Annotated in this window: 24 protein-coding genes; 17 read left to right on the top strand and 7 right to left on the bottom strand. The window is 72.3% G+C overall.

Annotation, left to right across the window (positions count from 1 at the left end; genetic code table 11):
- The first annotated feature begins 185 nt into the window (after window positions 1–185).
- A complete protein-coding gene (locus ACZ67Q_RS03880) occupies window positions 186–1,151 on the top strand; it encodes a glycoside hydrolase family 6 protein (RefSeq protein ID WP_471175847.1) in 966 nt (321 codons plus the stop codon).
- A 91-nt stretch (window positions 1,152–1,242) separates the two neighbouring features.
- Complete coding sequence (locus ACZ67Q_RS03875) at window positions 1,243–2,517, top strand: glycoside hydrolase family 6 protein (RefSeq protein WP_471175844.1); 1,275 nt, start codon at window positions 1,243–1,245, stop codon at window positions 2,515–2,517.
- Window positions 2,518–2,707: 190 nt separating this feature from the next.
- On the opposite strand, the gene ACZ67Q_RS03870 is transcribed toward ACZ67Q_RS03875, so the two are convergent.
- The 3 genes from ACZ67Q_RS03870 to ACZ67Q_RS03860 form a co-directional block, all read right to left on the bottom strand.
- Window positions 2,708–2,950 carry a DUF5302 domain-containing protein gene (locus tag ACZ67Q_RS03870; protein WP_471175842.1) on the bottom strand — a complete coding sequence of 81 codons (243 nt, stop codon included), beginning with the start codon at window positions 2,948–2,950 and terminating at the stop codon, window positions 2,708–2,710.
- A 113-nt stretch (window positions 2,951–3,063) separates the two neighbouring features.
- On the bottom strand, window positions 3,064–4,479 hold the full coding sequence (locus tag ACZ67Q_RS03865; RefSeq protein ID WP_471175839.1) for a DEAD/DEAH box helicase: 1,416 nt from the start codon (window positions 4,477–4,479) through the stop codon (window positions 3,064–3,066).
- 192 nt (window positions 4,480–4,671) lie between these two features.
- Window positions 4,672–5,571 (bottom strand): MBL fold metallo-hydrolase, encoded by a 900-nt coding sequence (locus ACZ67Q_RS03860; RefSeq protein WP_471175836.1) that lies wholly within the window; start codon window positions 5,569–5,571, stop codon window positions 4,672–4,674.
- 153 nt (window positions 5,572–5,724) lie between these two features.
- Here ACZ67Q_RS03860 and ACZ67Q_RS03855 point away from each other — a divergent pair, with 153 nt between their 5' ends.
- The 5 genes from ACZ67Q_RS03855 (at window position 5,725) to ACZ67Q_RS03835 (ending at window position 9,418) form a co-directional block, all read left to right on the top strand.
- Window positions 5,725–7,083, top strand: a complete 1,359-nt coding sequence (locus ACZ67Q_RS03855) for a rhodanese-like domain-containing protein (RefSeq protein ID WP_471175833.1) — start codon at window positions 5,725–5,727, stop codon at window positions 7,081–7,083.
- Window positions 7,084–7,127: 44 nt separating this feature from the next.
- A complete protein-coding gene (locus ACZ67Q_RS03850; RefSeq protein ID WP_471176046.1) occupies window positions 7,128–7,496 on the top strand; it encodes a rhodanese-like domain-containing protein in 369 nt (122 codons plus the stop codon).
- Window positions 7,493–8,236: a sulfite exporter TauE/SafE family protein gene (locus ACZ67Q_RS03845; RefSeq protein WP_471175831.1), complete on the top strand. Its 744-nt coding sequence runs from the start codon at window positions 7,493–7,495 to the stop codon at window positions 8,234–8,236. Before ACZ67Q_RS03850 ends, ACZ67Q_RS03845 begins: the two co-directional genes overlap by 4 nt.
- A 213-nt stretch (window positions 8,237–8,449) precedes the next feature.
- The gene (locus ACZ67Q_RS03840) at window positions 8,450–9,025 is read left to right on the top strand and encodes a rhodanese-like domain-containing protein (protein ID WP_471175829.1); all 576 of its coding nucleotides are present in this window, start codon (window positions 8,450–8,452) and stop codon (window positions 9,023–9,025) included.
- 96 nt (window positions 9,026–9,121) lie between these two features.
- Entirely contained in the window at window positions 9,122–9,418 is a 297-nt protein-coding gene (locus ACZ67Q_RS03835) for a metal-sensitive transcriptional regulator (protein WP_471175828.1), read from the top strand.
- Between the two features lie 146 nt (window positions 9,419–9,564).
- On the opposite strand, the gene ACZ67Q_RS03830 is transcribed toward ACZ67Q_RS03835, so the two are convergent.
- Window positions 9,565–10,650 carry a barstar family protein gene (locus tag ACZ67Q_RS03830; RefSeq protein WP_471175826.1) on the bottom strand — a complete coding sequence of 362 codons (1,086 nt, stop codon included), beginning with the start codon at window positions 10,648–10,650 and terminating at the stop codon, window positions 9,565–9,567.
- A gap of 346 nt (window positions 10,651–10,996) precedes the next feature.
- Between ACZ67Q_RS03830 and ACZ67Q_RS03825 the strand changes: the two genes are divergently transcribed.
- From ACZ67Q_RS03825 to ACZ67Q_RS03785, 9 genes are all read left to right on the top strand, one after another.
- Window positions 10,997–11,596: an acyltransferase gene (locus ACZ67Q_RS03825; protein ID WP_471175824.1), complete on the top strand. Its 600-nt coding sequence runs from the start codon at window positions 10,997–10,999 to the stop codon at window positions 11,594–11,596.
- A gap of 306 nt (window positions 11,597–11,902) precedes the next feature.
- Complete coding sequence (locus ACZ67Q_RS03820) at window positions 11,903–13,069, top strand: hypothetical protein (protein WP_471175822.1); 1,167 nt, start codon at window positions 11,903–11,905, stop codon at window positions 13,067–13,069.
- Window positions 13,066–13,836: a WecB/TagA/CpsF family glycosyltransferase gene (locus ACZ67Q_RS03815; RefSeq protein WP_471175820.1), complete on the top strand. Its 771-nt coding sequence runs from the start codon at window positions 13,066–13,068 to the stop codon at window positions 13,834–13,836. Before ACZ67Q_RS03820 ends, ACZ67Q_RS03815 begins: the two co-directional genes overlap by 4 nt.
- Complete coding sequence (locus ACZ67Q_RS03810; protein ID WP_471175818.1) at window positions 13,836–15,095, top strand: nucleotide sugar dehydrogenase; 1,260 nt, start codon at window positions 13,836–13,838, stop codon at window positions 15,093–15,095. Before ACZ67Q_RS03815 ends, ACZ67Q_RS03810 begins: the two co-directional genes overlap by 1 nt.
- A 3-nt stretch (window positions 15,096–15,098) precedes the next feature.
- Window positions 15,099–16,211: a non-hydrolyzing UDP-N-acetylglucosamine 2-epimerase gene (wecB, locus tag ACZ67Q_RS03805; RefSeq protein WP_471175816.1), complete on the top strand. Its 1,113-nt coding sequence runs from the start codon at window positions 15,099–15,101 to the stop codon at window positions 16,209–16,211.
- 51 nt (window positions 16,212–16,262) lie between these two features.
- Window positions 16,263–17,186, top strand: a complete 924-nt coding sequence (locus ACZ67Q_RS03800; protein ID WP_471175814.1) for a Wzz/FepE/Etk N-terminal domain-containing protein — start codon at window positions 16,263–16,265, stop codon at window positions 17,184–17,186.
- Window positions 17,140–18,636, top strand: a complete 1,497-nt coding sequence (locus ACZ67Q_RS03795) for an oligosaccharide flippase family protein (RefSeq protein ID WP_471175813.1) — start codon at window positions 17,140–17,142, stop codon at window positions 18,634–18,636. The genes ACZ67Q_RS03800 and ACZ67Q_RS03795 overlap by 47 nt, the downstream gene beginning before the upstream one ends.
- Window positions 18,633–19,565 (top strand): hypothetical protein, encoded by a 933-nt coding sequence (locus ACZ67Q_RS03790; protein WP_471175811.1) that lies wholly within the window; start codon window positions 18,633–18,635, stop codon window positions 19,563–19,565. Before ACZ67Q_RS03795 ends, ACZ67Q_RS03790 begins: the two co-directional genes overlap by 4 nt.
- Before the next feature lie 11 nt (window positions 19,566–19,576).
- Window positions 19,577–20,365, top strand: coding sequence for a glycosyltransferase family 2 protein (locus tag ACZ67Q_RS03785; RefSeq protein ID WP_471175810.1), 789 nt, complete (start codon window positions 19,577–19,579; stop codon window positions 20,363–20,365).
- Here the strand turns inward: ACZ67Q_RS03785 and ACZ67Q_RS03780 are convergent.
- Both ACZ67Q_RS03780 and ACZ67Q_RS03775 read right to left on the bottom strand, forming a co-directional pair.
- Window positions 20,344–21,261, bottom strand: coding sequence for a glycosyltransferase family 2 protein (locus tag ACZ67Q_RS03780; RefSeq protein WP_471175808.1), 918 nt, complete (start codon window positions 21,259–21,261; stop codon window positions 20,344–20,346). The two genes, ACZ67Q_RS03785 and ACZ67Q_RS03780, sit on opposite strands and share 22 nt — an antisense overlap.
- Window positions 21,258–23,267 carry an O-antigen ligase family protein gene (locus ACZ67Q_RS03775; RefSeq protein ID WP_471175806.1) on the bottom strand — a complete coding sequence of 670 codons (2,010 nt, stop codon included), beginning with the start codon at window positions 23,265–23,267 and terminating at the stop codon, window positions 21,258–21,260. Before ACZ67Q_RS03775 ends, ACZ67Q_RS03780 begins: the two co-directional genes overlap by 4 nt.
- Window positions 23,268–23,338: 71 nt before the next feature.
- Here ACZ67Q_RS03775 and ACZ67Q_RS03770 point away from each other — a divergent pair, with 71 nt between their 5' ends.
- Window positions 23,339–23,995: a hypothetical protein gene (locus ACZ67Q_RS03770; protein WP_471175804.1), complete on the top strand. Its 657-nt coding sequence runs from the start codon at window positions 23,339–23,341 to the stop codon at window positions 23,993–23,995.
- Between the two features lie 11 nt (window positions 23,996–24,006).
- Here ACZ67Q_RS03770 and ACZ67Q_RS03765 read toward each other — a convergent pair whose 3' ends face one another.
- Window positions 24,007–25,053, bottom strand: coding sequence for a glycosyltransferase family 2 protein (locus ACZ67Q_RS03765; protein WP_471175802.1), 1,047 nt, complete (start codon window positions 25,051–25,053; stop codon window positions 24,007–24,009).
- Window positions 25,054–25,064 lie beyond the last annotated feature (11 nt).

The raw sequence follows: 25,064 nt of genomic DNA, 5'->3' as shown, positions 1-25,064 counted from the left end.
CTCTCGGTCACCGCACGACTGGGAACGCTTCCAGATCTTTGGACGGCCACCCCGGGAATCCTCGGGGCAGGTCAACTGACGCGCCGACTATTGACAGTTGAAGCAGGCCGCCACACGATTGGGACCGCTTCCAGTGGGAGCGCTCCCACCACCCCGTACCCCTGCCAGGAATCCGAGGTACTGTCATGCGCCCGAGACTCCGCACGCTGGTGGCAGCGCTCTGCGCTCTGCCGCTGGCGCTCACCGTCGCCCCGTCCGCCCACGCCGCCGACCCGACGACCATGACCAGCGGGTTCTACGTGGATCCCGACTCCAGCGCCAAGAGATGGGTCGCCGCCAACCCCGCCGACGGCCGGGCCGCCGCGATCAACGCCTCCATCGCCGACATCCCGATGGCCCGCTGGTTCGGCTCCTGGAGCGGCACCATCGGCACCGCCACGGGTGCCTACGTCGGGGCGGCGGACTACCGGGACAAGCTCCCCGTCCTCGTCGCCTACAACATCTATCACCGCGACTACTGCGGCGGGCAGTCCGCGGGCGGAGCGTCCTCGCCGGCCGCGTACGCCAGTTGGATCGCCCAGTTCGCCGGCGGGATCGCGAGCCGTCCGGCCGTCGTCGTCCTGGAACCGGACTCCCTCGCGGACTACGGCTGCATGACCCAGGCGCAGATCGACGAACGCGAGGGCATGATCAGCGGCGCTCTCGCCGAGTTCAACCGCCAGGCCCCCAACACCTGGGTCTACCTGGACGCCGGCAACCCGCACTGGGTCGACGCGGCGACCATGGCCCGGCGCCTCCACGAAGCCGGCCTCCGGCAGGCTCACGGCTTCTCGCTCAACGTCTCCAACTACTTCAGCACCGCGGAGAACACCGCCTACGGCAACGCCGTCAACAGCGAACTCAGCGCCCGCTACGGCTACACCAAGCCGTTCGTCATCGACACCAGCCGCAACGGAAACGGCTCCGACGGACAGTGGTGCAACCCCTCGGGCCGCCGCATCGGCACCCCCACGCGGACGGGCTCAGGCGCCGAGATGCTGCTGTGGATCAAGACTCCTGGCGAGTCGGACGGCAACTGCGGGGTGGGAGCCGGCTCCACGGCCGGACAGTTCCTCCCCGAGGTCGCCTACAAGATGATCTACGGCTACTGATCCAGGACTTACGCCGCCCGCCCGGGCGACCGGCAGTCCGCCGGGGCGGGGGCGCTCCCCTTTCAACCATCCCAACGACCAGGAAGCAGCCATGAATCCACGCAGCCTACGGCGCCGCGCGGCCGCCGTCGTCGCGGGTCTCACCGCCTGCGCCGCACTCACCGCGACGCAGGCGCAGGCCACCCCCACGCGGGACGTGATCACTCCGGCCACGACGTTCTACGTCGACCCGCACAGCAAGGCGGCACAGCAGGCGCTCGTGGACTTCGGGAACGGCGACATCGAGAACGCCGCGAACATGGCCAGGCTCGCGAGCTGGCCGCAGGCCGAGTGGTTCACCAAGGGCACGCCCGACGAGGTGCGCTCCCAGGTGAGCGGGCTCGTCCACCGGGCCCGGGCCGTCGACCGGACGCCCGTCCTGGTCGCCTACGACGTTCCGGGCCGGGACTGCACGCAGTACTCCAGCGGCGGAGCCGCATCCTCCGCCGCTTACCGGCAGTGGATCGACGCGTTCGCCGCCGGCCTGGGCTCCAGCAAGGCGGTGGTCGTCGTCGAACCGGACGGCACCGCCCTGCTCCCCGAGGACTGCGGGCCCACCGCGGATCCGACCGGCGAACTCACGGCCGCCCGGATCGCCGACCTCGCCTACGCCGTCAGAACCCTGAAGGGCCGGCCGCGCACCGCGGTCTATCTCGACGCGGGCAACGTCCAGTGGCGTCCCGTCGGCGAGATCACGCAGCGGCTGCTGGACGCGGGGGTCCGCTACAGCGACGGTTTCGCACTGAACGTGTCCAACACCCATCCCACCGACCACAACGCGAAGTACGGCACCTGGATCGCCAAGTGCATGTGGTTCGCCACCTCGGGACCCGAGGAGGCGCGCGGCCACGCCGAGCGGTGCGCCGACCAGTACTACTCGTCCGCCGCGCCCAACGACGGCGCCCCCGGCAACGCGGTCTCCTCCGCCGACCCCACGACCTGGCGGTGGACCGACGCCTGGTACGACCGGAACGTGGGCACCCCGCCGGCCGAGGCCCTGCGGCACTTCGTGATCGACACCAGCCGTAACGGGCTGGGCGCCTGGACCCCCGAACCAGGCAAGTACAGCGGGGATCCGGAGATCTGGTGCAACGCGCCCGGCCGTGGTCTCGGGCCGCGCCCCACCGCCGACACCGGCGTCCCCCTCGTCGACGCGTACCTGTGGATCAAGATCCCCGGTGAGTCCGACGGCAGTTGCACGCGCAACACCGGTGGGACGGTCGACCCCGAGTACGGCGTCGTCGACCCGCCCGCCGGCACCTGGTGGCCCGACCAGGCCCACGCGCTGGCACGCAACGCGGCCCCGCGTCTGAGGTTCAACCACTGATCCGGGCACCGCGCCCTCGGTCGGCGACGACACCGGCCACTGCAGGCGCCTTTCACAGGCGAGACCGCCGGCCATGCCGCGGCCCGCAACGCGCACAGGGCGTGCGTGCGTTGCGGGCCGGTGCACCGGGCTCGCGTGCGGCCGGCGGGCGGGGCGCCGGTCAGGCGGCCGGGCCGCGGGGCTGGTCGGCTCAGCCGCCGCTCTTGCGCCTGAACGACCGCTGACTCGCGGCCGGTCCGTGCGCCGCACGGACCTTCGAGGCATCGGGGTTGGCGGCGGTGTCAGCGGCGTCCGCCTGCGCACCGCGCTTGCGCGCCAGGGCTTCGCGGAACTTGCGCTTGAGGTCGTAGTTGCCGTCGCTGTCCGGCGCCAGGGGGGACGTCTCGGGGGCGGCCGGCTCCGAACCTTCCGGGGATACGGGTTCTGCGGTCATGGTGACCTCCTGGGTTCGGGGGTTTGGGCAGGCACAGCTTGTCACGCCGGGGGCAGTGCGGGGCGCCGGCAACGTCATCCTGCCTCCGTTTCGGCGGGTGTCCCCCTCGATTCTCAGCCGTTACGACGCACGAGGGCGGCCTTGCGGGCCTCGGCGAGCTTGCGGGCCTCGCCGGCCTTGCGGGACTTTCCGCCGGCACCGCGGGAGGGGTCCTTGCTGGTACCGAGGCCGCGGAAGGGAGCGTTGGTGTTCTTGGGGCGCGGGACGGCGGGGCCGCCGTCGAGGGGGATGCCGGAGGGAGCCTTGGCGCCAGTGATCCGGCTCAACTGGGCCTCGCCGGAGCGCACCTTGGTGACGGTCGGCTCGATGCCGGCCGCGGCCAGCATCTGGCTCGTCTCGCGGCGCTGGCCCGACAGCACGAGCGTGACCACGCTGCCGGACTCACCGGCGCGGGCGGTGCGGCCGGCCCGGTGCACATAGTCCTTGGGGTCGGTGGGCGGATCGACGTTGACGACGAGATCGAGGTCGTCGACGTGCAGGCCGCGGGCCGCGACATTGGTCGCCACCAGAACGGTGATCTGGCCGTTCTTGAACTGCGCCAGGGTCCGTGTGCGCTGCGGCTGGGACTTGCCGCTGTGCAGGGCCCCGGCGTGCACCCCGCTGGCCCGCAGATGCCGGGTGAGCTGGTCGACGGCGTGCTTGGTGTCGAGGAACAGCAGGACGCGGCCGTCGCGGGCGGCGATCTCCGTGGTGACGGCGTACCGGTCGGGGCCGTGGACGACCAGAACGTGGTGCTCCATCGTCGTGACCGTGCCCGCGGACGGGTCGACCGAGTGGACGACGGGGTCGTGGAGGTAGCGGCTGACCAGCTGATCGACGTCGCGGTCCAGGGTGGCCGAGAACAGCATCCGCTGACCGTCGGGGTGCACCTGGTCGAGCACGTCGACCACCTGCGGCAGGAATCCCAGGTCGCACATCTGGTCGGCCTCGTCCAGCACGGTGATCCTCACCCGTCCCAGGCGGCAGGCGTTGCGCTCGATCAGGTCGTGCAGGCGTCCGGGGGTGGCGACGACCACCTCGGCTCCCTCGCGCAGCGCGGCGACCTGCCGGCCGATGGACATGCCGCCGACGACGGCTGCCATCCGCAGCCGCAGTGCCTCGGCGTACGGCGCGAGCGCCTGGGTGACCTGCTGGGCCAGCTCCCGCGTGGGCACGAGGATCAGAGCGAGGGGCTGCTTCGGTTCGGCGCGCCGCCCAGCCGTACGGGTCAGCAGCGGCAGGCCGAAGGCGAGCGTCTTGCCCGACCCGGTGCGGCCGCGCCCCAGGACGTCGCGCCCCTTCAGGGCATCGGGCAGCGTGGCGGCCTGGATCGGGAAGGGTTCGCGCACCCCGAGTCCGGTCAGCGTGCGCAGCACCTCCACCGGCAGACCCAGGTCGGTGAAGGAGACGGCCGCGGGCGGCGCCGGGGTCGTGGCCTCGGGCTGGGCGGGAGCGCCGTCAGTGATGCCGGAGTCGTCGGGGTGCTTCATGAACAGCCTTCCGCAGGGGAACGTACCGAGGAAGGCCCGGCAGGATGGAACAGCCCCCGCATGAGCGGAACCGAACAGTCAGAATCGCCCACCGCGACGACCACGCAAAAGCATGACCCTAACACAGGGCAGATCGTCGCACCGTGATGCCGATCACCTCCTGACCCTGCACCTGCCGCTGCCGTCCCGGGGCTACGTCGCCCGGAACCGTCCCTGCTCCACCTCCACGACCCGGGCCTCACCCAGGAGCCGGTCCAGGTGCCGCTCTGCCGTCCTGCGTTCCACCGGGCCCACGTGCGGGCCCTCGACGTGCGGCCGGTACACCAGCCGGTGTGCGGCGATCTCCTCGACGCTGCGGGGTTCGCCGAGGAACGCCAGCAGCGCCGCGTCCCGCTTCTCCACCACGGCCGCGTAGACGTCCAGCCGGCGCCGGAACTCCGCGGCGCCCTCGATCACCCCCTTCTGGTGGGACGTGCCGTACCAGCGGGCGTCGATGTCCCGGCAGCGACGCATCGACGCCTCGAAGCCGGCGAGGCTGCTGCCGGGGTCGCCGTAGTAGGGGCCGAAGGACGTCAGGTCGATGTCCGCGACGAACAGGAACCCATCCGGCTCGATCAGGAAGCCGCAGTGGCCCGCGGTGTGACCGGGCAGATGCACCACGGTCACGGTGCGCCCGCCCAGGTCGAACACGGCGCCGTCCTCGAAGCCGAGCGCGTCCGGACGCCCCCGTACCTGGAAGTGGTCGCGCAACCTCGCCTCCACCTCCCGCGCCGCGTCGGACGGAAGGCCGAGCCCGGCGATCATCGCCTCCCGGGAGCGCAGCGCGGCGAGGTCGGCGCCGTGGACGTGGACCGGCGCGACGTCGTAACTCCCCAGCCCGGCGATGTGGTCCTCGTGGGCGTGGCTCACCAGGACCAGGTCCGCCGGGGGTGCGTCCTTGACGAGCGACAGCGACGGGTCGACGACGAGGGTCTCCGCCGCGCCCCGCACGAGCAGCGAGTTGCCGTACGGGTAGGCGCCCCGCTCGGGGCCGACCAGTACGTCGACTCCGCCGTATGCGACTGCCGTGTATCCCGTGGTCTGTGTGTCCACGACTCTCGTGCCTTCCGAACCATGACGACCGTGGTGGGCACGGTACCGGGACCCAGTCGTCGACGCTCACACCACCCGCTCGAATACCCCCGGGGGTACCTGTTACGGTTGAGTGGATACCCCGGGGGGTAATCGAGCGAACGGAGCATCTCTGTGTTCTTCATCGACACCATCGAGCTGGAGGGGCTCGGGAACCGCAGCTACCTGGCCGGAGGCCGGCACACGGCCGTCGCTGTGGACCCGCCACGCGACATCGACCAGGTGCTCACCGCGGCGGCGCGGCGGGGGGTGCGGATAGGCCAGGTGGTGGAGACCCACCTCCACAACGACTACGTCACCGGCGGTCCGGACCTGGCCAGGGTGACGGGCGCCGCCTACCTGGTGCCGGCCGACGCCAACGTGGCGTTCGCCCGGGTGCCGGTGTCCGACGGAGACACCGTCACCGTCGACTCCGGCCTGGAACTGCGCGCGGTCGCCACGCCCGGCCACACCCCGCACCACACCTCCTACGTCCTGCGGGAGGACGGGAGGCCGGTCGCGGCGTTCACCGGCGGGTCGCTGCTGATCGGCACCGTGGGCCGGCCGGACCTGGTCGAGCCCCGGCTGACGGAGAAGCTGGCCCGCGCCCAGCACGCCTCCGCGCACCGCCTGGCAGCTGAACTCCCCGACGACACCTCCGTGCTGCCGACCCACGGCTTCGGCAGCTTCTGCTCCTCCGCCCAGGGCGAGGGCAACGCCACGACCATCGGCAGGGAGAAGTCCCGCAACGCGGCACTGACCGAGGACGTGGACTCCTTCGTCGCCCGGCTCCTCGCCGGCCTCGACGACATTCCGGCCTACTACGCGCACATGGGCCCGGCCAACGCCGCCGGACCTGCGCCGGTGGACCTCACCCCCGCGGCCGTCGCGGACGCCGACGAGATCGCCGCCCGGCTCGCGGCCGGCGAGTGGGTTGTGGACCTGCGCAACCGGGTGGCCTTCTCCGAGGGCCACGTCGCCGGATCCTTCAACTTCGAAGCCGACGGCAAGATCGCCACCTACCTGGCCTGGATGATCCCGTGGGGCAAGCCGGTCACCCTGCTCGCCGAGTCCCCCGAGCAGCTCGCCGCCGCCCAGCGCGAACTCGTCCGGGTCGGCATCGACCGCCCGGCGGCCGCCGCGACCGGCACCCCGCACCGGTGGACGGCCGACGGCGACCGCCTCGCGTCGTTCCCGCGCTCCACCTTCGCGGGCCTGGCCGAGCACGGCACGGACGGCATCGTCGTCCTCGACGTGCGCCGCGACTCCGAGCGCGCCGCCGGCCACATCGAAGGCTCCGTGCACATCCCGGTCCATCAGCTGCACCAGCGGCTGGGCGAGGTACCGGCGGGCACCGTGTGGGTGCACTGCGCCGGCGGCATGCGGGCCGCCATCGCGGCCTCCCTGCTGGACGCCGCCGGGCGGAGCGTGGTGGCCGTGGACGACGGCTTCGACTCCGCCGCCGAGGCCGGACTGACCGTCGTCACCGGCTGACCAGGCCCGGCCCACTCCCCACCGACGTACCGAGAGATTGCATGATGTTCCTCTTCCGACGCGGCAAGGACCGCCTCACCGTCCGTGAAGCCGTCCGCCGCACACAGAGCACCGATGCCCCGGCCGCCGTACTGCTGGACGTGCGCGAGCAGGGCGAGTGGGACGCCGGGCACGCCCCCGGCGCCGTACACGCTCCGTTGTCCGGTCTGACGGCGGGTGCGGCGCTGCCGAGCGAGGCCCGGGGGCGGCCGCTGGTCGTGATCTGCCGCAGCGGGCGCCGCTCACGGCAGGCTGCCGAGCTGCTGACCGGGCGCGGGGCCGACGCCGTCGACGTCAAGGGCGGCATGCGGGCATGGGCCGCCGCCGGACACCCGGTCGTCGACGCGCGCGGGAACCACGGCTCCACAGCATGACCGCCCTGATCCTCGCGCTCGTCGCCGGAGCCGTCGTCGGCCTGGCCCTGGGCGGTCTCGGCGGGGGCGGCAGCGTCCTTGCCGTGCCGGCCCTCGTCTACCTTCTGCACTTCACCCCGACCGAGGCGACCACGGCGAGCCTGGTCATCGTCACGCTGACCTCGGTGACGGCGCTGACCGGGCATGCCCGGGAGGACGGCGTCGCCTGGCGCACCGGACTGCTGTTCGCCGCGGCGGGCATCGTGCCCGCGATGATCGCCGGGGCCGCCGCCGGGCACCTGCCGCAGTGGCTGCTGACCGTCGCCTTCGCCGTCATCGCCGCGCTCGCCGCCCTGCGCATGCTGCGTCCCGCGCGCGGCGAGTCCACCGGCCGGGTCCGCCCGGGCAGAGCCGGCGCGGCGGGCGCCGGACTCGGCGCCGTGACCGGATTCCTGGGTGTGGGCGGCGGCTTCCTCGCCGTACCGGCGCTGGTCGGCGTGCTGAGTCTCCCCATGCGCCGGGCGGTCGGCACCAGCCTGCTGGTCATCACGATCAACTCGCTGGCCGCGCTCGCCGCCCGGGCCGGCACCGGCATGCACCTGGACTGGGCGATCGTCGCACCGTTCACCGCGGCGGCGATCCTGGGCGCCCGGGACGGCAAGCGCCTGTCGAAGCGGCTCAAGGGCACGGCGCTGCAGCGTCTCTTCGCCTATGTGCTGCTCGCGGTCGCCGTCTTCATGCCCGTCGCCGCGCTCGCCTGAGTCACCGCGCTCACCTGAATCGCCACGCTCGCCTGAATCGCCAAGCTCGCCTGAATCCCCGCGCTCGCACAAGTCGCCGCGCTCGCCCCTGAGTCGCCGCGCTCGCACAAGTCGCCGCGCTCGTGCGACCGGGACCGGCCGGACTCCCCCGACCGCACCTCACCGCCACCCCACGCCCTTCCCGGCCTCATCGACACAAGGAAGAGATCTGCCATGACCACGCTCACGACCTACGACCCCGGCCAGGTCCGCACCCGGCTGCACGAGCTCACCGTCATCGACGTCCGCACGCCCGGCGAATACGCCGGCGGTCATCTCCCCGGCGCCCTGAACATCCCCCTGGACCAGCTCGGCCCGGCCCTGCCCGACCTCCGCACCGCCGCCGAGCGCGGCGACGTCCTCGTGGTCTGCGCTTCGGGCACCCGCTCCGAGAACGCCTGCCGGATGCTCGCCGAGAACGGCATTCACACCGCCACCCTCGCCGGCGGCACCGCTGCCTGGGCCGCGCAGGGCCACGACCTGGACCGCCCCCCGGGAAGCTCCCGGGCAGCCTGGACGATGGAACGCCAGGTGCGTCTCACCGCCGGCTCTCTCGTACTGCTCGGCCTGGCCCTCGGCAAGACTGTCCGCCCCGCCTTCCGTCTGCTGTCCGCGGGCGTCGCCGGCGGCCTGGTCTTCTCCGCCGTGTCCGACACCTGCGGCATGGCCGCCCTGCTCGCCAAACTGCCCCACAACCGGCACAGCCGGGCCGACCTGGAAGCGACACTGGCGCGTCTGCGCGGCAACTGACCTGCCAGAGGGCTTCCTCCCCGCGCGCGGACGGTGTTCGCCACAGCCCCGAAACGGGACGTACAGTACCCCTAGGGGTATTTCCGAGGAGTGATCGTGGAGCTTGAACTCGAGGGTGCGTCCCTGAAGGCCGTACTGAATCGCCTACGGCGTGCGCAGGGCCAGATCTCCGGCGTGATCCGGATGATCGAGGAGGGGCGGGACTGCGAGGAGGTCGTCACCCAGCTCGCGGCCGCCTCGCGCGCGCTCGACCGGGCCGGCTTCGCCATCATCGCCACCGGCCTGCAGCAGTGCGTGGCCGACATCGAGTCCGGACGCAAGGCCGGCGCGGACGGCGAGAGCCCGGAGGAGATGCGCGCGCGGCTCGAGAGACTGTTCCTGTCCCTGGCGTGACGGCCGCCGCCCTCTGAACCGCGGAACCGACCACCGCCGACACGTCGTCGTCACCCCCGCCTGCCCGTCGGACACCGCCGTCGTCCGGCGCGACGTGCTGCCGCAGGCCCCGGTGGACCTGGCCCGGTCGCGCTGATCGCACGGGGTCACGCCAGAGTGACCCGCATGCCGCCTGCGGCCAGGGTGCCGAGGACATCGCCGAACAGGTCGTGGGGTCGGCCGTCCGGTGTCAGGGTCCGGGACAGACGGTCGCGGGCGGTCGCGGCGTCCCGCCAGAGCAGCGGTGCGGGCGCGGTGTACCCGAAGCCGCCGCGGAGGCAGTCGTCCAGGGCGGCCAGGCAGGTGCCGAAGTATCCGCCGGGCCCGTTCACCGCCTCGCCGAGGGCGAGGTAGAGGGCCGGCTCGTCGGTGATGTGCCGGCCGTCGAGGACGTAGGGGTGACCGGCGGGCCGGTCAGGTCGGGCGCGCCGATGGGGCCGTTCCCGGACGAGGTCGAGCCAGCCCTGACGCTGCCGGGTGTCGAGGCCGGCCCAGGCCCCCAACACGTCCGGAGGGCCGGCGAGCCATCGCTCCCAGACCGACCGCATGTGTTCCTGCACCGGCGTGAAGCGCTCTGCGTCGAGCTCCAGGTCGATCAGTTCCGTTCCGCGGGACGACGGGCGCCATGCGGTGACCCGAGCGTGCAAGAGGCGTTCGGTGAGCGGCTCGCCCCGGTCGTCGCGTATCTCCAGAGCGGCCTCGTCCAGGTCCAGCGCCCGTCGGGTGCCCTTCGCGAGCGCCGCCCTCAGCTCGTCGCCCGGCGCGAGCCCCCGCAGGACGAGCGGCGAGGCGAGCTGCTCGCGCGGCAGGACCCGGGCGAATTCCCGGCACGAGCCCAGCACCCGGTACTCGTCGTGCAGGAGCACGCGGCCCCGGTGCCCTTCGGGCGGGCCCTCGTAGTCGTCCGCGCCGGTGAGGACGAGGCCGCCTGCCTCGCGGGAGCGCCCCAGGCTTTCCGCGTCCCCCAGCAGCCACGGGCCGAGGGCACCGCCCTCCGGCACCAGCCACACCCTGCTGCCGGCCCAGCCCCGCACGTCACCGTCTTCCGGGACCCATCCGAACAGCTCGTAGATTCCCTGCCGCACTTCACCGAACAGCCCTTGCACGTCGGCACAGACACCCCAGGCATGACCGTGCTCGGTGTCGAGCAGGGTGAACCGCGCCGGCCGGTGATGGTGGTCTTCCTCGTGCACGGTGGGATCATGCCAGGGCTGGGCGCTGCGCGGTGCGGCTGTGGTGATGGCGAGTGAACGGGTGCGTGCACCGTTGCGCGGGTGACTGACGCCCGAACAAGGCGCGGCCCGCGGGGCGTTCCGTCAGGCCCGGAAGCGAACCCCTGTCTGACTGAGTACGGTCTGGTTCGATGGGGCCGGGGGGCGGTACTTTCGGCGGCGCGGCGATCAAACGGGCCGTTCGGCCCGGTTCGGTACGGCTTCCGGCTGCCCGGCGCGAACCCGCACGCGTCCGGCCGAGCACCGCCACCGCGTACGCGCGGACGCGGCGTTCTCGGCCCGCTCCACGAGAGGAAGGTTCAGCGCGATGAGTTCCAGGATCCAGCCGACCGCCCAGGTCGACGCGGCCGCGACGATAGGCGACGGGACGACCGTCTGGGATCTCGCCCAGATACGTGAGGACGCGACGCTGGGCCGTGGGTGCATCGTGGGCCGGGGGGCCTACGTCGGGCCGGGCGTGCGGATCGGCGACCACGTCAAGTTGCAGAACTACGCCCTGGTCTACGAGCCCGCGGTGCTCGGCGACGGAGTGTTCGTCGGTCCGGCGGCCGTGCTCACCAACGACTACTTCCCGCGCTCGGTGGATCCGGAGGGCAAGCTCAAGCGCGGTGGCGACTGGGACGCCGTGGCCGTGACCGTGGGCGAGGGGGCGTCGCTCGGGGCGCGTTCGGTGTGTGTGGCGCCGGTGCGCGTCGGGCGCTGGGCTCTGGTCGCCGCGGGGGCGGTGGTCACCCGTGACGTGCCGGACTTCGCGCTGGTCGCGGGTGTTCCGGCGCGCCGGATCGGCTGGGTGGGACGGGCCGGCGTACGACTGGTGGAGCGCGACGGTGAGCCGGGTGCGTGGGAGTGCCCCGAGACGGGCGCGTTCTACGACGAGAAGAACGGCGAACTTTTCGAACGCGTATGACTTTCTGATTTTCGCAAAACGCCATTCCTCGAACATCCGCAGGCATAACATGTGTGCGTACTGTGGAGGCGGGGCACAGTGAGCACACAAACCAGCGCCCAGGGGGGGTACCGGGTGGGTACATCTGTGTCTGACGCGAGGAGCGAGCGCCGCTCCGACGCCTGACGTCCGACGATCGGCATCCGCGGGTCCACATCCGCGCATCGACGTCCGACGACCGGCGTCCGACGTCTGTTTCCGCCGCGCGGCCATCCGTCCCGGCGATCACAAGTCTGTGCACAACAGGGGGGTTGGTGTGTCCACACGATGACCACTTCACGTCTCGCGGCGCTCGGTCACGAGGAGCCGCCGCTGCTCCCGCTCGCCGGGCGGCTCCTCGCGCTCGCCGAATCGGGGCTGCCGAGGATGCTGCTGCCCGGGGGTGAGGCCTTCGCCTTCACCATGGCGGGGCAGCAGCGCCCCGACGGCTCCTGGGCCCTCGAACGGCGCGGGATCAGCACCCGCTACGCGGCCATCACCGCGCTCGGCGTCCGGTTCCTCCACGAGGACCGCCAGCGTGCCGTGCTCGGTGGACGCAGCGCCGAGGAGTTCGTCGGTCTGCTGGTCGAGTCGCTGCCCGCGGTGACCAACCTCGGTGACGCGGCGCTCATCGCGTGGGCCGCCGCCGACACCGGGCACCCCAAGCTCTCCGACGCACTCGCCCGGGTCGAGGCCCTGGACATGGCGCGACGGCCGCAGTACACCGTCGAGGCGGCGTGGGTGCTGTCCGCGCTCGCCGCGGCCCGGGACACCGTCGACGTGGAGACGCATTTCGCCGCCGCCCGCGACCGTCTGCTGCGCGCCCGCATCGGCGACAGCCCGCTGTTCCCGCACGCCACCGGGCCCGGCCTGGTGCCCTGGTACCGGGAGCACGTGAGCTGCTTCGCCGACCAGACGTACCCCCTGCAGGCCCTGGCCCGGGCGCACGCGAGCAGCGTCGGGGGCGACCCGGAGGCGCTCGCCGCGTCCGAGGCGTGCGCCGCGCGCATCTGCGCGCTGCAGGGCGACGGCGGCCAGTGGTGGTGGCACTACGACGCGCGCACCGGCTCTGTCGTGGAGGGCTACCCGGTCTACAGCGTCCACCAGCACGCGATGGCCCCGACCGCCCTGTTCGACCTCGCCGACGCCGGCGGCACCCACTTCGGCGCGGCGATCCGCAAGGGCCTGCGCTGGATGACGGACGTGCCCGAACTGGCCGGTGCCGCGCACCGGGAGCCGATGATCCTTGACGACCTCGGCGTCACCTGGCGCAAGGTCTTCCGGGGCGACCCGAAGAAGGCCGTACGCGCCGCCCGGGGGCTCGCCACCCGCGTCGCCCCGAACCTGCGGCTGACAGCCCTGGACCGGGTGTACCGCCCGCTGTCCGTGGACCGTGAGTGCCGGCCGTACGAGTTCGGCTGGATGCTGCACGCCTGGCTGGGGGGCGAGATATGAGCGCGCGTCAGTCCCTGTTCGGGATCGAGCTGGATGCGCTGACCATGGACGAGACCGTGGAGCGCTGCCTCGAAGCGGTGCGCGAGGGCCGTCAGCTGGAGATCGGCGTGGTCAACGCCGCCAAGCTGGTGAACATGCGGCGCGACCCGCGGCTCGCCGAGGCCGTGACCGGCTGCGATCTCGTCCTCGCCGACGGGCAGGCCGTGGTGTGGGCCGGTCGCATCCTGCGCGCCCCGCTGCCGGAACGGGTGGCCGGGATCGACCTGTTCCTGCGGCTGCTGGCCGAGGCCGAATCGCAGGGCGTCTCCGTGTACTTCCTCGGCGCGAAGGAGGACGCGCTCGCCGAGATGCTGCGCCGGGTGGCGGTCCGCTTCCCCGGTCTGAAGGTCGCCGGCAGCCGCAACGGCTACTTCGACGACTGCGAACAGGAGGAGATCGCGGACGGCATCGCCCGCAGCGGTGCCCAGATGCTCTTCCTCGGCATGACCTCGCCGAAGAAGGAGATCTTCACCGCCGCGCACGGCGCTCGCACCGGCGCCCGCGTGGTGCACGGAGTCGGCGGTTCCTTCGACATCCTGGCCGGGGTCACCAAGCGGGCCCCGAGGACCTGGCAGCGGTGGGGGCTCGAGTGGCTCTACCGCGCGCTGCAGGAGCCGCGCCGCCTGGGCAGGCGGTATGTCACCACCAACGCCTCCTTCCTTCTCATGACGGCGCGCGAGTTCGTCCGGCTCACCCCGTCGCCCGCTTCCGCCGACAGGAGTCACTGATGCGCGTCGTCGTGGTTGGACAGGGTTACGTCGGACTGCCGCTGGCCGTCCGCGCCGCCGAGGTCGGACACGAGGTGATCGGCTACGACGTCGACGCCAGGCGGATCAAGAGCCTCGCCGCCGGTGAGTCCTTCGTCGAGGACGTCTCCTCGGAGCGGATCCGTGCCGCGCTGGACGAGGGCAGCTACAGACCGAGCGATCTGGCGCGCGACTGCGGTGGTTTCGACGTCGCCGTGGTCACCGTGCCGACCCCGCTGCACGAGGGCACCCCCGACCTGCGTTACATCAGGGAGTCGGCGGCCACCCTCGCCCGCTATCTCCGCCCCGGCGCCACGGTCGTCCTGGAGTCGACGACGTATCCCGGCACCACCGAGGAGTTGTTCGCGCCGATCCTGGAGGACGGCTCGGGCCTGAAGGCGGGCACCGACTTCCACCTCGGCTACTCCCCCGAGCGGATCGACCCGGGCAACGCGGTCTGGGGTTTCCAGCAGACGCCGAAGGTGGTCTCCGGCGTCGACGCGGCGTCCCTGAAGGCCGTGCAGGACTTCTACGGGCAGCTCGTCGACACCACCGTGCCGGTACGCTCGCCCAAGGAGGCCGAACTCGCCAAGCTGCTGGAGAACACCTTCCGGCATGTGAACATCGCGCTGGTCAACGAGATCGCGATGTTCGCCCACCACCTGGACATCGACGTGTGGCAGGCCATCGACGCGGCCTCCACCAAGCCGTTCGGCTTCATGAAGTTCACGCCCGGGCCGGGCGTCGGCGGCCACTGCCTGCCGATCGACCCCTCCTACCTGTCCTGGCGGGTGCAGCGCGAACTCGGCCAGTCCTTCCGGTTCGTGGAGCTGGCCAACGACATCAACAGCCATATGCCCGAGTACGTGGCGCGCCGGATCAGCGACCTGTTCAACCAGCGACGCCGGTCCGTGAACGGCTCGCGCATCCTGCTGCTGGGGCTGGCCTACAAGAAGAACACCGGTGACGCCCGGGAGTCGCCGGCGCTGCGGATCTCCCAGCTGCTGCTCGACATGGGCGCGCAGGTGCGGGCGGCGGACCCGCACGTCGTGGAGGACCTGCCGGTGGACGCGCGGCTGGTGCGGGTGGAGCCGGTGCCCGAGGAGCTGGCGGCCGCCGACGTGGTGGTCCTGCTCACCGACCACGACAACTTCGACTACGAACTGATCGCCGAGTACGCCCCCTTCGTGCTCGACTGCCGTCGGCGCCTCGCGGCCGGCCCAACGATCGAGGTGCTCTGAGACATGCGAGTCGTCTGCGTCGCCGGGGCGCGGCCCAACTACATGAAGATCAAGCCGGTGATGGACGCCCTGGAGCGCCGGGGCGCCGAGGTCGTCCTCGTCCACACCGGTCAGCACTACGACCCGGCCATGAACGACGTGTTCTTCGCCGACCTCGGCATCCGCCCGCCCGACCGCTTCCTCGGGGTCGGCTCCGGCACCCACGCCGAGCAGACCGGACGCGTGATGACCGCGTTCGAGCCGCTGCTGGACGAGGTGTCCCCGGACGTCGTCGTCGTGGTCGGCGACATCAACTCCACCCTGGCCTGCGCCCTGGTGACGGCGAAGGCCGGGCCGCTGCTCGCGCACGTCGAGGCGGGTCTGCGCAGCCGTGACTGGAGCATGCCGGAGGAGGTGAACCGGGTCGCCACCGACCGGGTCAGCGACTATCTCCTGGCCCCCTCGCCGGACGCCGTGGAGAACCTGCGCGCCGAGGGGTACCGGGACGATCAGGTCCACCTCGTCGGCAACGTCATGATCGACACCCTGCTGACCAATCTGGAGCGGGCGAGGAACTCCGGCGCCCTCGGCCGGTACGGCCTGTCCCGGGGCGCGTACGGCCTGGTCACGCTGCACCGGCCGGCCAACGTGGACGACCCCGAGGTGCTCGCCGGTCTGCTGAAGGCGCTGGGGGAGATCGCCGGCCGCTGCCCGCTCGTACTGCCCGTGCACCCGCGCGCGGCCGGGCGGCTGGCCGAGATCGGCGTTCCCGGGGGTGTCCGGCTGGTGCCGGCCGCCGGGTACCTGGATTTCATCGCCCTGCAGGAGGGTGCCCGGCTCGTGCTGACCGACTCCGGCGGTGTGCAGGAGGAGACCACCGCGCTCGGCGTGCCGTGCGTGACCCTGCGGGACAACACCGAGCGGCCCATCACGGTCGAGCAGGGCACCAACGTGCTGGCCGGCCGGGATCCGGAGCGGATCGTGTCCACCGTGCACCGGGTGCTGGACGCTCCGCCCGCGCCGCGCCGGCCACCGTTGTGGGACGGCCGCGCGAGCGACCGTATCGCCGAGGTGCTGCTGGAGGGAGGCACCGCGCGCACCCGGCCGCGGCCGACCGACCGGACACTCCCCGAATGATCCGCTCGCACCATATGCTCGGGGCACATCGGGTCGCGAGGGGGGACCACCATGGATCTCGCTGAGATCTTCCGTGTCATGCGCAGGCGCTGGAAGGTGCTGTTGCCCGGACTGCTGCTGACCGCGGCGCTGACCGCGGCCGTGGCGCTGACGGTGCCGGTCACCTACCAGTCGCAGAGCACCGTCGTCCTGCTGAACTCGCAGAAGGCCACCGTCGCCTACGACGGCAACCCGTTCCTGAGCACGCAGACCTCGCTCACCGGCATGGCCGACAGCCTGGCCCGCAATCTCAACTCCGACGGATCGCTCCGGGAACTCAGGTCCCGGGGCGCGAGCGGCACCTTCGAGGCGAAGCTCGCCGACAACGCCCAGGGGCCGCTGATGTGGCTCACCGTCACCGGTGACGACAAGGCCGGTGTGCTGGCAGCGGACCGCATCCTGACGACGTACGCCAAGGAGCGGCTGGAGCAGTTCCAGCGGCAGCAGCGGGTCGACCCGAAGGCCATGATCCGCATGACGACCATCGTGCCCCCGCAGGACCCGGTGGCGCAGACCAAGACGCGGCTCGAATACATGGTCATGGCCGGTGGTCTCGGTCTGGTGCTGAGCCTGGTGGCCGTCTTCTTCGTGGAGGCCCGCCGGCGGCCGCGGGTCGCGAAGCCCGCGCAGCCGGCGCAGTCCACGCCCGGGGAAGCGGTCGTGGAGCAGACGATGGCGCTGCGGACCGCACCCAGCTGGTCCCGGGCAACCGACAACCGGCCCGCGGACAACCGGCCCACGGAAGTCCGGCCCGCAGACGGCAGGTCCACCGACAGCAGGTCGGCCGAGACCAGGTCCCCCGACACCCGGTCCGCCACGGAGTCGAGGCCCGGGCGGTCCGTCATGACCGTGGAGTCCGCCGCCGAGCCGCTCGACGAGGAGTCTGCGCATGGACAGCATGGACAGCGTCCGCACACCGGACAGCGACACCGCTGACCCGGGCGGCACTCCCGCTCCCGCCTCGCTCGGCCACCAGGTCCGTTCCGCGGCCCGCTGGAGCCTGATCAACACCGTCGTCATGCGCCTGGGCAACTTCGCCACCGGCATCCTCCTGGCGCGCTTCGCACTGGGACCGGCCGAGTGGGGCGTCTACGGCATCGCCCAGACGGTGCTGCTGGTCCTGCTGTCGGCGAACGAACTGGGCGTCAGCCTGGCCCTGGTGCGCTGGGAGGGCGACCCGCGCCGCTTCGCGCCGACCGTGCTGACCCTGGCAACCGCCTCCAGCGGCCTGCTGTACGCCGCTCTGTTCCTCGCGGCGCCGACGGTCGCCGTGCTGCTGGACTCGCCCGACGCCACGGGCGTGCTGCGCGTGATGTGTCTGTGCCTGGTGATCGACGGCGTGGCGCAGGTGCCGGCCGCCATCCTCACCCGGGAGTTCGCCCAGGGCCGGCGGATGGTCATCGACGCGCTCAACTTCGTCCTCAGCACCTCGGTGACCCTGGCGCTGGCGTTCACCGGCGAGGGCGCGATGAGCTTCGCCTGGGGCGCGGTCGCAGGCAACATCGCCGCCCTCGCCGGCTGCGCGCTGGCCGCCCCCGGCACCCTGCGCTTCGGCTGGGACCCCGTGCAGGCGCGCGCGCTGCTGAAGTTCGGGCTGCCGCTGGCCGGTGCCAGCCTGCTCGCGCTCGCCGTCGTGAACGTGGACACCCTCGTCGTCGGCTCCACCCTCGGCGGGGTCTCGCTCGGTTTCTACGTGCTGGCGTTCAACATGTCCGGCTGGCCGGTCCGCATCATCTCCGAGGCCGCCCGGCGGGTGTCCTTCGCGGGCTTCTCCCGTCTCGCCGACTCCCCGCAGGCCCTCGCCCATGGCTTCAGCCGCGCCCTGGGTGTCCTGGTCACCGGTACCGTCCCGCTGTGCGTGCTGCTCGGCGGTCTCGCGGCCCCGGTCGTCGACCTGGTGTACGGCAGCACCTGGGTGCCCGCCGCGGCCGCGCTGCCCTGGCTGATGGCGCTGGGCCTGGTCCGCATCGGCTGCGAACTCGCCTACGACTGCCTCGTCGCCGCCGGCCGGCGCCGTTCCCTGATCCTCACACAGGGCCTGTGGGCCGTCGCCCTGATCCCCGTCCTGGTCGCCGGTGCCCGGCTCAACGGCATCGTCGGCGTCTCCCAGGGCCATGTGCTGGTCGCCGCCGGCCTCGTCGTGCCCGCATTCCTGCACGCGCTGGGGCGGGCCGGGATAGGCCTCGCACCCCTGGCCCGGGCCTGCGCCTGGCCGTTCCTCGGGGGCGCGGTGATGACCCTGGTCGTGCTCGCCGCCAAGCGGCTCCTCGGCGACGGCCTCCTCGCCCTGTGTGTCACCGCCACGGCCGCGCTGGCCTGCTATGTAGTGTGCGTCCTGCCGAGCCGCGGGTTCCTGCTCGGCTCGCGTACCCCGGAGACCGTATGACGAGGCTGCGCCTCCTGCTCGCCGGCCTGGCCCTCGTGCTGTGCGCCGCCTGTTCGGCGGGCGGCGACCCCGCCCCGGCCCGCTCCGCGGAGCGAACGGCGGACGCCAAGCCGCCGCTCCCCGGGGAGGCCGGCTTCCCGGACGCCCGCAGCACCGGCCCGCGCGTCGCGCTCACCCCGCACTCCTCGGGGAACGTCAGCATCCGGACCGACGGCACGGTCATCAAGGGCTGGGACCTCACCGGCTCCCTCGACGTCTACGCGAACGACGTGACCGTCGTCGACTCGAGGATCACCTCCGCCAACTGGTGGGGGATCAACCTGCGCCCCGGATACAGCGGCCTGAAGGTGCTGCACAGCACCATCACCGCCGTCCCCGGCAAGGGCCCGGACAACGGCGGGGTGGACTACGCCGTCTCCAACATGGGGACCAGTTCGATCGAGGTCGGCTGGTGCGACATCTCCGTGTTCGGCAACGCCCTGTCCATGGGCCAGGGACAGCTGCACGACAACTACGTCCACGACCTCGTGCCGTTCCGCAACACCGGCGGTGAGTGGCAGCACACCGACGCGGTGATCAGCGGTGGCGGCAACACGGGCGAGCTGGTGATCCGGCACAACACGCTCCTCAACCCGGTGCCCGTCGACCGGGGGGCGTCCGCCGCCGTCGGCCTGTTCGCCGACAGCGGCCATGTCTCCCGGGTCACCGTGGAGCGCAACCTGCTGGCGGGCGGCGCGTACGCGCTGTACGGGGGCGGGCCGGGCGCCACAAGGGTCAGGGTCACGGACAACGTCTTCTCCCGCCGCTACCACCGCAACTCCGGTGTCTACGGGGCGGTCACCGCCTGGAACGAGGGCGGGACCGGGAACGTCTGGCGCGGCAACCGGTTCTCCGACGGCACCCCGATCGTCCCCAAGCCGGCCGGCTGAGGAAGAGGATCATGCGACGTATCGTCCGCGCCCCCTGGGAGCTGCTCAAGCGCGCCTTCGGCTGGCTCGTCCTGTTCGAGCTGCGCAACAAGGTCCTGCTCGCTCCCTCGGCGCTGCGCCTGCGCCGCTTCGAGACGGCGGAGGTCCGCCGGCTCGCGGCCGCCGCTCCCCCGCCCGCCGCGCTCGTCACCACGGTCATCGCCACCCACCGCCGGCCCGACGCGCTGCGGGCGGCCGTGCGTTCGGCGCTCGCCCAGAGCGTGCGCGACCAGGTCGTGATCGTGGTCGACGACGGCGCCGGGCTGCCCGAACTGCCGGACGATTCCCGGTTGTTCGCCGTGTCGCTGGCCCGCAACACCGGTGTGGCCGGCGTCGTGCGCAACGTGGGCATCCGCCTCACCCGCTCGCGGTACGTGGCGTTCCTGGACGACGACAACCTGTGGGAGCCGGACCACCTGGAGCGGGCGCTGGCGGTGCTGGAGTGCCCGGGCGGTCCCGACGGCGTGTACACGGCGCTGCGCCGCGTCCTGCCGGACGGCACCGAACGGGACGTGCTGTCGGTGCCGTTCGACCGGCGGCGGGCCGCCCGGGAGTCGTTCCTGGACACCAACGCGTTCGTCGCGCGGCGTACCCGGGCCCTGCACTTCAGCCGGCTGCGCCGCACCCCCGAGGTGATGCCGCGCGAGGACTGGGAGCTCATCCACCGCTACAGCCGCGGCCACCGGGTGCGCCATGTGCCGCACGCCACCGTGCGGTACCTGGTGAACCCGGGGAGCTTCTACACGACCTGGTCCGCCTGAGGCCCGGGCGTGGCCCGCAGGGCGCCCGGGGTGAGCAGTGCGCCGGCCGCGGCCCGGCTGGCGGCGCGGCCCAGGAGGGCGCGTGAGGTCTCCCGCAGCAGGACGGCCGCACGGAAGCAGGCGGTGGCGAGCGGCCCGTGGCGTCGGCGGTACAGCCGTACCCGGTTGACCGTGAGCAGACTCCACAGCCAGGGCGACACCTGCGAGTCCCCGCCGAGATGGACGGCCTCGGCCGCCGGCTCCAGCTGTGTGGCGTGTCCGAGGTCGCGCGCCCGCAGGCAGTACTCCGTCTCCTCCGAGTAGAGGAAGAAGGACTCGTCCCACGGGCCGCACGCGGCGAGGCAGTCGGACGAGATCGCCATGAGGGCACCCGTCGCCCAGTCCGCGCGGGTGGGCCGCCGGTAGGCGCCCGGGTCGGTGACGAGTTCGCTCAGCGCCGGGAAACGCCCGGCCCGGCGGTTGCCGATGACGGCCTCGCCGAGGGCCCGCAGCACGCTCGACTCCCGGCGCAGCGAATGGTGCGGGGTGTCCCCGCCCTCCTCGTAGAGCAGGGGTACGGCGATGCCGACGCCGTCACCGAGGCTGTCGACCAGGCGTCTGGCGCAACCCCGCCGCATGCGGATGTCGGGGTTGCAGATCAGGACGGCGTCGTAGCCGTCGGCGGCGGTCAGGGCCGCGTTGACCCCGGCGGCGTACCCGGCGTTGCGTCCCGTCGGGACGACGGTGGCGTCCGGGGCCAGGGCTTTTAGGACGTCGACGGTGTCGTCGGCGGAGTCGTTGTCGGCGACGACCAGCTGCCAGTCCAGGCCGGTCATGCCGTCCGGGAGCGCGGCGAGGAACCCGGGGAGCACCGCGGCGCTGTTGTAGGTGACGACGATGACGGCGACGCGGCTCATCGGGACTCCACGAGGTCGGGAAGCCGGGCTTCGGTGGGCGTGCTGCGGCTGACGACGGCGGCGGCTGCGGCCTCGCGCCGGATGAACCCGAGGTAGCTGCCTCCGGCGCCCAGCAGCAGGAAGAACATGCCGGCGAACATCGGGAAGCTCAGCGAGTCGAAGGTGGCGCTGATGACGAGGGCGACCAGGCTGGAGGCGAAGAACGCCTGCCCCAGTTCCCGGTCGGCCTCGGTGCGGGCGAGGCGGCGGATGGCGCCGCCCTGGTGGATGCCGGTGACGAACAGGGTGAGCAGGGCGAGGAGACCTACGACGCCCATCTCGGCGAGGCCCAGCATGTACTGGTTGTCGGTGAAGAAGTACAGGTCCGGGGTGAAGGTGCCGAAGCCCCGCCCGAACAGCGGGTGTTCCTTCAGATACGGCACGATCGCGCTGTACTTGACCGTGCGGGCCTGGGTGCTGCTGTCGGAGTTGGACAGGAACGACGCGAACAGGCCCGTGATCGTGCCGATCAGCCCGGGCACGAGGACCTTGAAGACGGCCACGGACGCCGTCATCACGCCGATCGCGGCCCACCGCCGGGCCGGCTTCCAGCGCACCACCATCACCCCCGCCACCAGCAGCAGGCCGATGATCGAGGTCCGCGACACCGACAGCGGCAGCGCGCCGGCCAGCAGCACGACCGGCGCCCAGCGGCGCCAGGCCCGCAGATGACGGCGTACCGGATCGAAGGCCTGCTGGATCGCGAAGGGCAGCAGGATGGCCAGCACGCCGGCGAACTCCAGGGGCTGGGCCGTGGTGGAGCGGGGCCGGGTGAAGGCGCCGCGATCCATGACGGACACCTGGGCCACGCTGGTCTGCAGGCCGGGGATGTGCAGGGAGTCGGCGATGTTGGTGGCGGCGAAGAAGTCGTAGAAGCCGATCGCGGCGACGACGGACGCGAGGACCACCACCCGGCGCAGCAGCACGTCCAGCCGGCCCCGCTCCTGTATGGCCGCCGACGTCAGGACGACCAGGGACACCCACACCAGATAGCCGATCAGCCCGCGGTCGGCGCCGAGGACCTCCTGGTGCGAACTCTCCCGCATCGCATCGGCGATGTACGCCAGGAGAACGGCGACACCGAGCACGCACATGGCGACCCGGGCGAGCCGGGTGCCCGGAGCGGGCAGGATACGGCCGCCGAGCCAGGTCGCGAGGTACCACAACAGGCCGAGCAGGGCGAAGACGTTGGCCGGGGTGCCGACGCCGCCGAGCGCGGGCAGGGCGAGGTTGGACGGGATGAAGAAGGCCAGGGCCAGATAGACGGTGAGGATCGCCGTGGCGTCGACGCGCCGGGCCGGCAGGCCGGCCCGTTTCCCGGTGCGGGTCTCGTTCGGCCGCGGCTCGGTACTCCGCCGGCGGCGGACCACCGCGACGCCCTCCATCAGGATCGACAGCAGGAACGCGCTGACGACCCCCAGGATGACGACGGCCGCGACGTCCTGGTAGCGGCTCTTCGACTTCGCCACGGGTGTCTGGGGCAGGACGACGGGCGCCGTCTGCACGAGGTAGGCGGGCGGGACCTTGGCGGTCTCCTGCAGGGCGTCGAGCTGTTCACCGGCGAACGCGGTCAGGGTGTTGGTCTCCTGAAGCACCTTCGCCCGGTCGGTGCCGGTGACGCTGAGCGAGAGCAGCGGGCTCTCGCTCTGCGGCGCGAAGCCCGCCGTGTACGGGTCGGTGACGCCCCGGCCGCGCAGTTCCCTCGCCGCGTCGCTGGATTCCAGGGTGCGGATCAGCACGTCGGCCGTGACGATCAGCGAGCCGCCCGCGTTCGAGATGGGGTTGCCGAACGTCGGAGCCAGCCGTGCGACCGCCGAGGAGTCCAGCAACGCCACCGAACTCTGCGACTGGTAGGAGACGGGCACCGTCATGTACAGATAGCCGCCGCCGAGCAGACTGAGCAGGGTGAAGGGCACCATGAAGTACCAGCGTCTGCGCAGGATGGCCCATATCTCACCAAGGCTCACGTACCGTCCCCCCAATCGGTGGCATCACGCCGCGCGTCCTGCCAGTATCGGGGGTGACGGAAGGATCTCCTATGTCGCCCGGGAACGTCGCCGACGCGCTGCTGCGGCGCTGGTACGTCGTGGTGGCCGCGCTGCTGCTGACGGCCGCCGGGGCCTGGCAGGTGGTGCGCCCCGCGCCCCAGTACGTCGGCTCCGCGGTGGTCGTCCTCAAGCCGCCGGTGACGCGGAACCAGCCCAACCAGCTGACGAATCTGCAGCCGCCGCTCGCCCTGGTCTCCTACTCGGTGATCCAGCAGCTCCAGTCCCCCTCGGGTGACCGGGAGTTGCGGGCGGCCGGCGTCGAGGGGACCTATCACCTGGTGCCGCGCAACAGCGGCACCAGCGCGACGCCCCGCTATCTGATCCCCTCGCTCCAGGTGCAGGCGCAGGCGTCGGACTCCGACGCCGCCGTGAGCGCCGTACGCCGGGTCGTCGACGTCTACACCCGGCACGTCGAAGCGTTGCAGACGTCCCAGGGGGTCCCCGACGGGTCGCGGATCACCGCCTCGGTGCTGGTGTCCCCCAGCGCCGCCGAGGTGCAGGGCACGCCGAGCCGTGGCCTGGCCGGGGCCGCCCTGCTGGGCCTGGCCGGTGGTGTGGTGGGCGCGTTGTGGCTCGACCGGTACCTGATGAGCCGCCGCAAGGTCACGCCGGGCCGGCACGCCGGGCCGCTTGCCGTGGCCCCCTGAGAACGGTCGCATCAGATGCCGCGGCGCTTCCAGGACTCCCACCACAGCCACTCCCGGCCGCGGTCGGCCACGGCCGACCACACCAGCGGCTGGAGGTACGGCATCGCGGCCGGTCCGATCCGCCGCCGCAGCCGCAGCGCCCGGTACTCGGGCAGCGCCCGGTAGCCCGGCAGGCACTCCTCGGCGAACGCCACGCACGCCTCGACCGGGACGACATCGGTACGGCCCCGGTCGTAGGCCCGGTAGGCGCGGCGCAGGGCGTAGCGCGCGAGCCGGGTGTGGACCTGCTCGGCGAGACGGTCGCGGTGGGGCAGCCGGTCGGCGCACTTGTCGAGCACCGAGTCGAAGGCGACGAGGCGCTGGCGCAGGTCGTCGAGCTGGCCGCCGAAGTCGGTGGTGGACATGTTGTCGCCGTGGACGCGGTAGAAGGCCTGGTCGGCGCCGCGTATGTAGCCGACGTCGGCGTGGGCGGCGAGCCGCATCCACATCTCGATGTCACCGGCATGCGGGAGGGCGGGGTCGTAGCCGCCGACCGTGCGCTGGAGGCTGGTGCGGACGACGACCTCGGGTGAGGTGATGCAGCCGGTGCCCTCCCTGAAGCGGCGCTCCAGCCACCACTGGCCGGGGTAGACGACCGAGCCGGTGGAGCGGGTGCGGGCCTGCGGCAGCGGGCCACCGTGCTGGAAGCGCAGGGGGCGGCCGTAGGCGAACCCGGCCTCGGGGTGGGCGTCGAGGAGGGCGGCGGCGCGGACCAGGGCGCCCGGGACGAGCCGGTCGTCGGCGGACAGCAGGGCGACGTAGTCGCCGTCGGCCCACTCCAGCAGCCCTTCGTTGTAGGTGGCGATGTGGCCCTTGTTGGTCTCGTGGACGTGGACCTCGATGCGCGGGTCGGAGGCGGCCAGTTTCTGCGCGACCTCGGCCGAGTCGTCGGGCGAGGCGTCGTCGATGATGAGGACCCGGACGTCCACGCCGTCCTGTTCGTCCAGGACGCTGCTGACGCAGTCGGCGAGGAAGTGGCCGTATTTGTAGCAGGGGATGACAACACTGACGGTGCTCATCGATGCGGCAG

It is taken from the genome of Streptomyces sp. NPDC036813 (genome assembly GCF_055609245.1).
Note: the sequence above shows the minus strand (reverse complement) of the source record. Positions and strands in the feature narration are given on the sequence as shown.

Excerpts from the sequence above, each read along its gene's own strand:
- ACZ67Q_RS03880 (WP_471175847.1), top strand. The coding sequence starts at position 186 with ATGCGCCCGAGACTCCGCACGCTGGTGGCAGCGCTCTGCGCTCTGCCG.
- ACZ67Q_RS03875 (WP_471175844.1), top strand. The coding sequence starts at position 1,243 with ATGAATCCACGCAGCCTACGGCGCCGCGCGGCCGCCGTCGTCGCGGGT.
- ACZ67Q_RS03870 (WP_471175842.1), bottom strand. The coding sequence starts at position 2,950 with ATGACCGCAGAACCCGTATCCCCGGAAGGTTCGGAGCCGGCCGCCCCC.
- ACZ67Q_RS03865 (WP_471175839.1), bottom strand. The coding sequence starts at position 4,479 with ATGAAGCACCCCGACGACTCCGGCATCACTGACGGCGCTCCCGCCCAG.
- ACZ67Q_RS03850 (WP_471176046.1), top strand. The coding sequence starts at position 7,128 with ATGTTCCTCTTCCGACGCGGCAAGGACCGCCTCACCGTCCGTGAAGCC.
- ACZ67Q_RS03845 (WP_471175831.1), top strand. The coding sequence starts at position 7,493 with ATGACCGCCCTGATCCTCGCGCTCGTCGCCGGAGCCGTCGTCGGCCTG.
- ACZ67Q_RS03840 (WP_471175829.1), top strand. The coding sequence starts at position 8,450 with ATGACCACGCTCACGACCTACGACCCCGGCCAGGTCCGCACCCGGCTG.
- ACZ67Q_RS03825 (WP_471175824.1), top strand. The coding sequence starts at position 10,997 with ATGAGTTCCAGGATCCAGCCGACCGCCCAGGTCGACGCGGCCGCGACG.
- ACZ67Q_RS03820 (WP_471175822.1), top strand. The coding sequence starts at position 11,903 with ATGACCACTTCACGTCTCGCGGCGCTCGGTCACGAGGAGCCGCCGCTG.
- ACZ67Q_RS03815 (WP_471175820.1), top strand. The coding sequence starts at position 13,066 with ATGAGCGCGCGTCAGTCCCTGTTCGGGATCGAGCTGGATGCGCTGACC.
- ACZ67Q_RS03810 (WP_471175818.1), top strand. The coding sequence starts at position 13,836 with ATGCGCGTCGTCGTGGTTGGACAGGGTTACGTCGGACTGCCGCTGGCC.
- wecB (WP_471175816.1), top strand. The coding sequence starts at position 15,099 with ATGCGAGTCGTCTGCGTCGCCGGGGCGCGGCCCAACTACATGAAGATC.
- ACZ67Q_RS03800 (WP_471175814.1), top strand. The coding sequence starts at position 16,263 with ATGGATCTCGCTGAGATCTTCCGTGTCATGCGCAGGCGCTGGAAGGTG.
- ACZ67Q_RS03795 (WP_471175813.1), top strand. The coding sequence starts at position 17,140 with ATGGACAGCATGGACAGCGTCCGCACACCGGACAGCGACACCGCTGAC.
- ACZ67Q_RS03790 (WP_471175811.1), top strand. The coding sequence starts at position 18,633 with ATGACGAGGCTGCGCCTCCTGCTCGCCGGCCTGGCCCTCGTGCTGTGC.
- ACZ67Q_RS03785 (WP_471175810.1), top strand. The coding sequence starts at position 19,577 with ATGCGACGTATCGTCCGCGCCCCCTGGGAGCTGCTCAAGCGCGCCTTC.
- ACZ67Q_RS03780 (WP_471175808.1), bottom strand. The coding sequence starts at position 21,261 with ATGAGCCGCGTCGCCGTCATCGTCGTCACCTACAACAGCGCCGCGGTG.
- ACZ67Q_RS03770 (WP_471175804.1), top strand. The coding sequence starts at position 23,339 with ATGTCGCCCGGGAACGTCGCCGACGCGCTGCTGCGGCGCTGGTACGTC.
- ACZ67Q_RS03765 (WP_471175802.1), bottom strand. The coding sequence starts at position 25,053 with ATGAGCACCGTCAGTGTTGTCATCCCCTGCTACAAATACGGCCACTTC.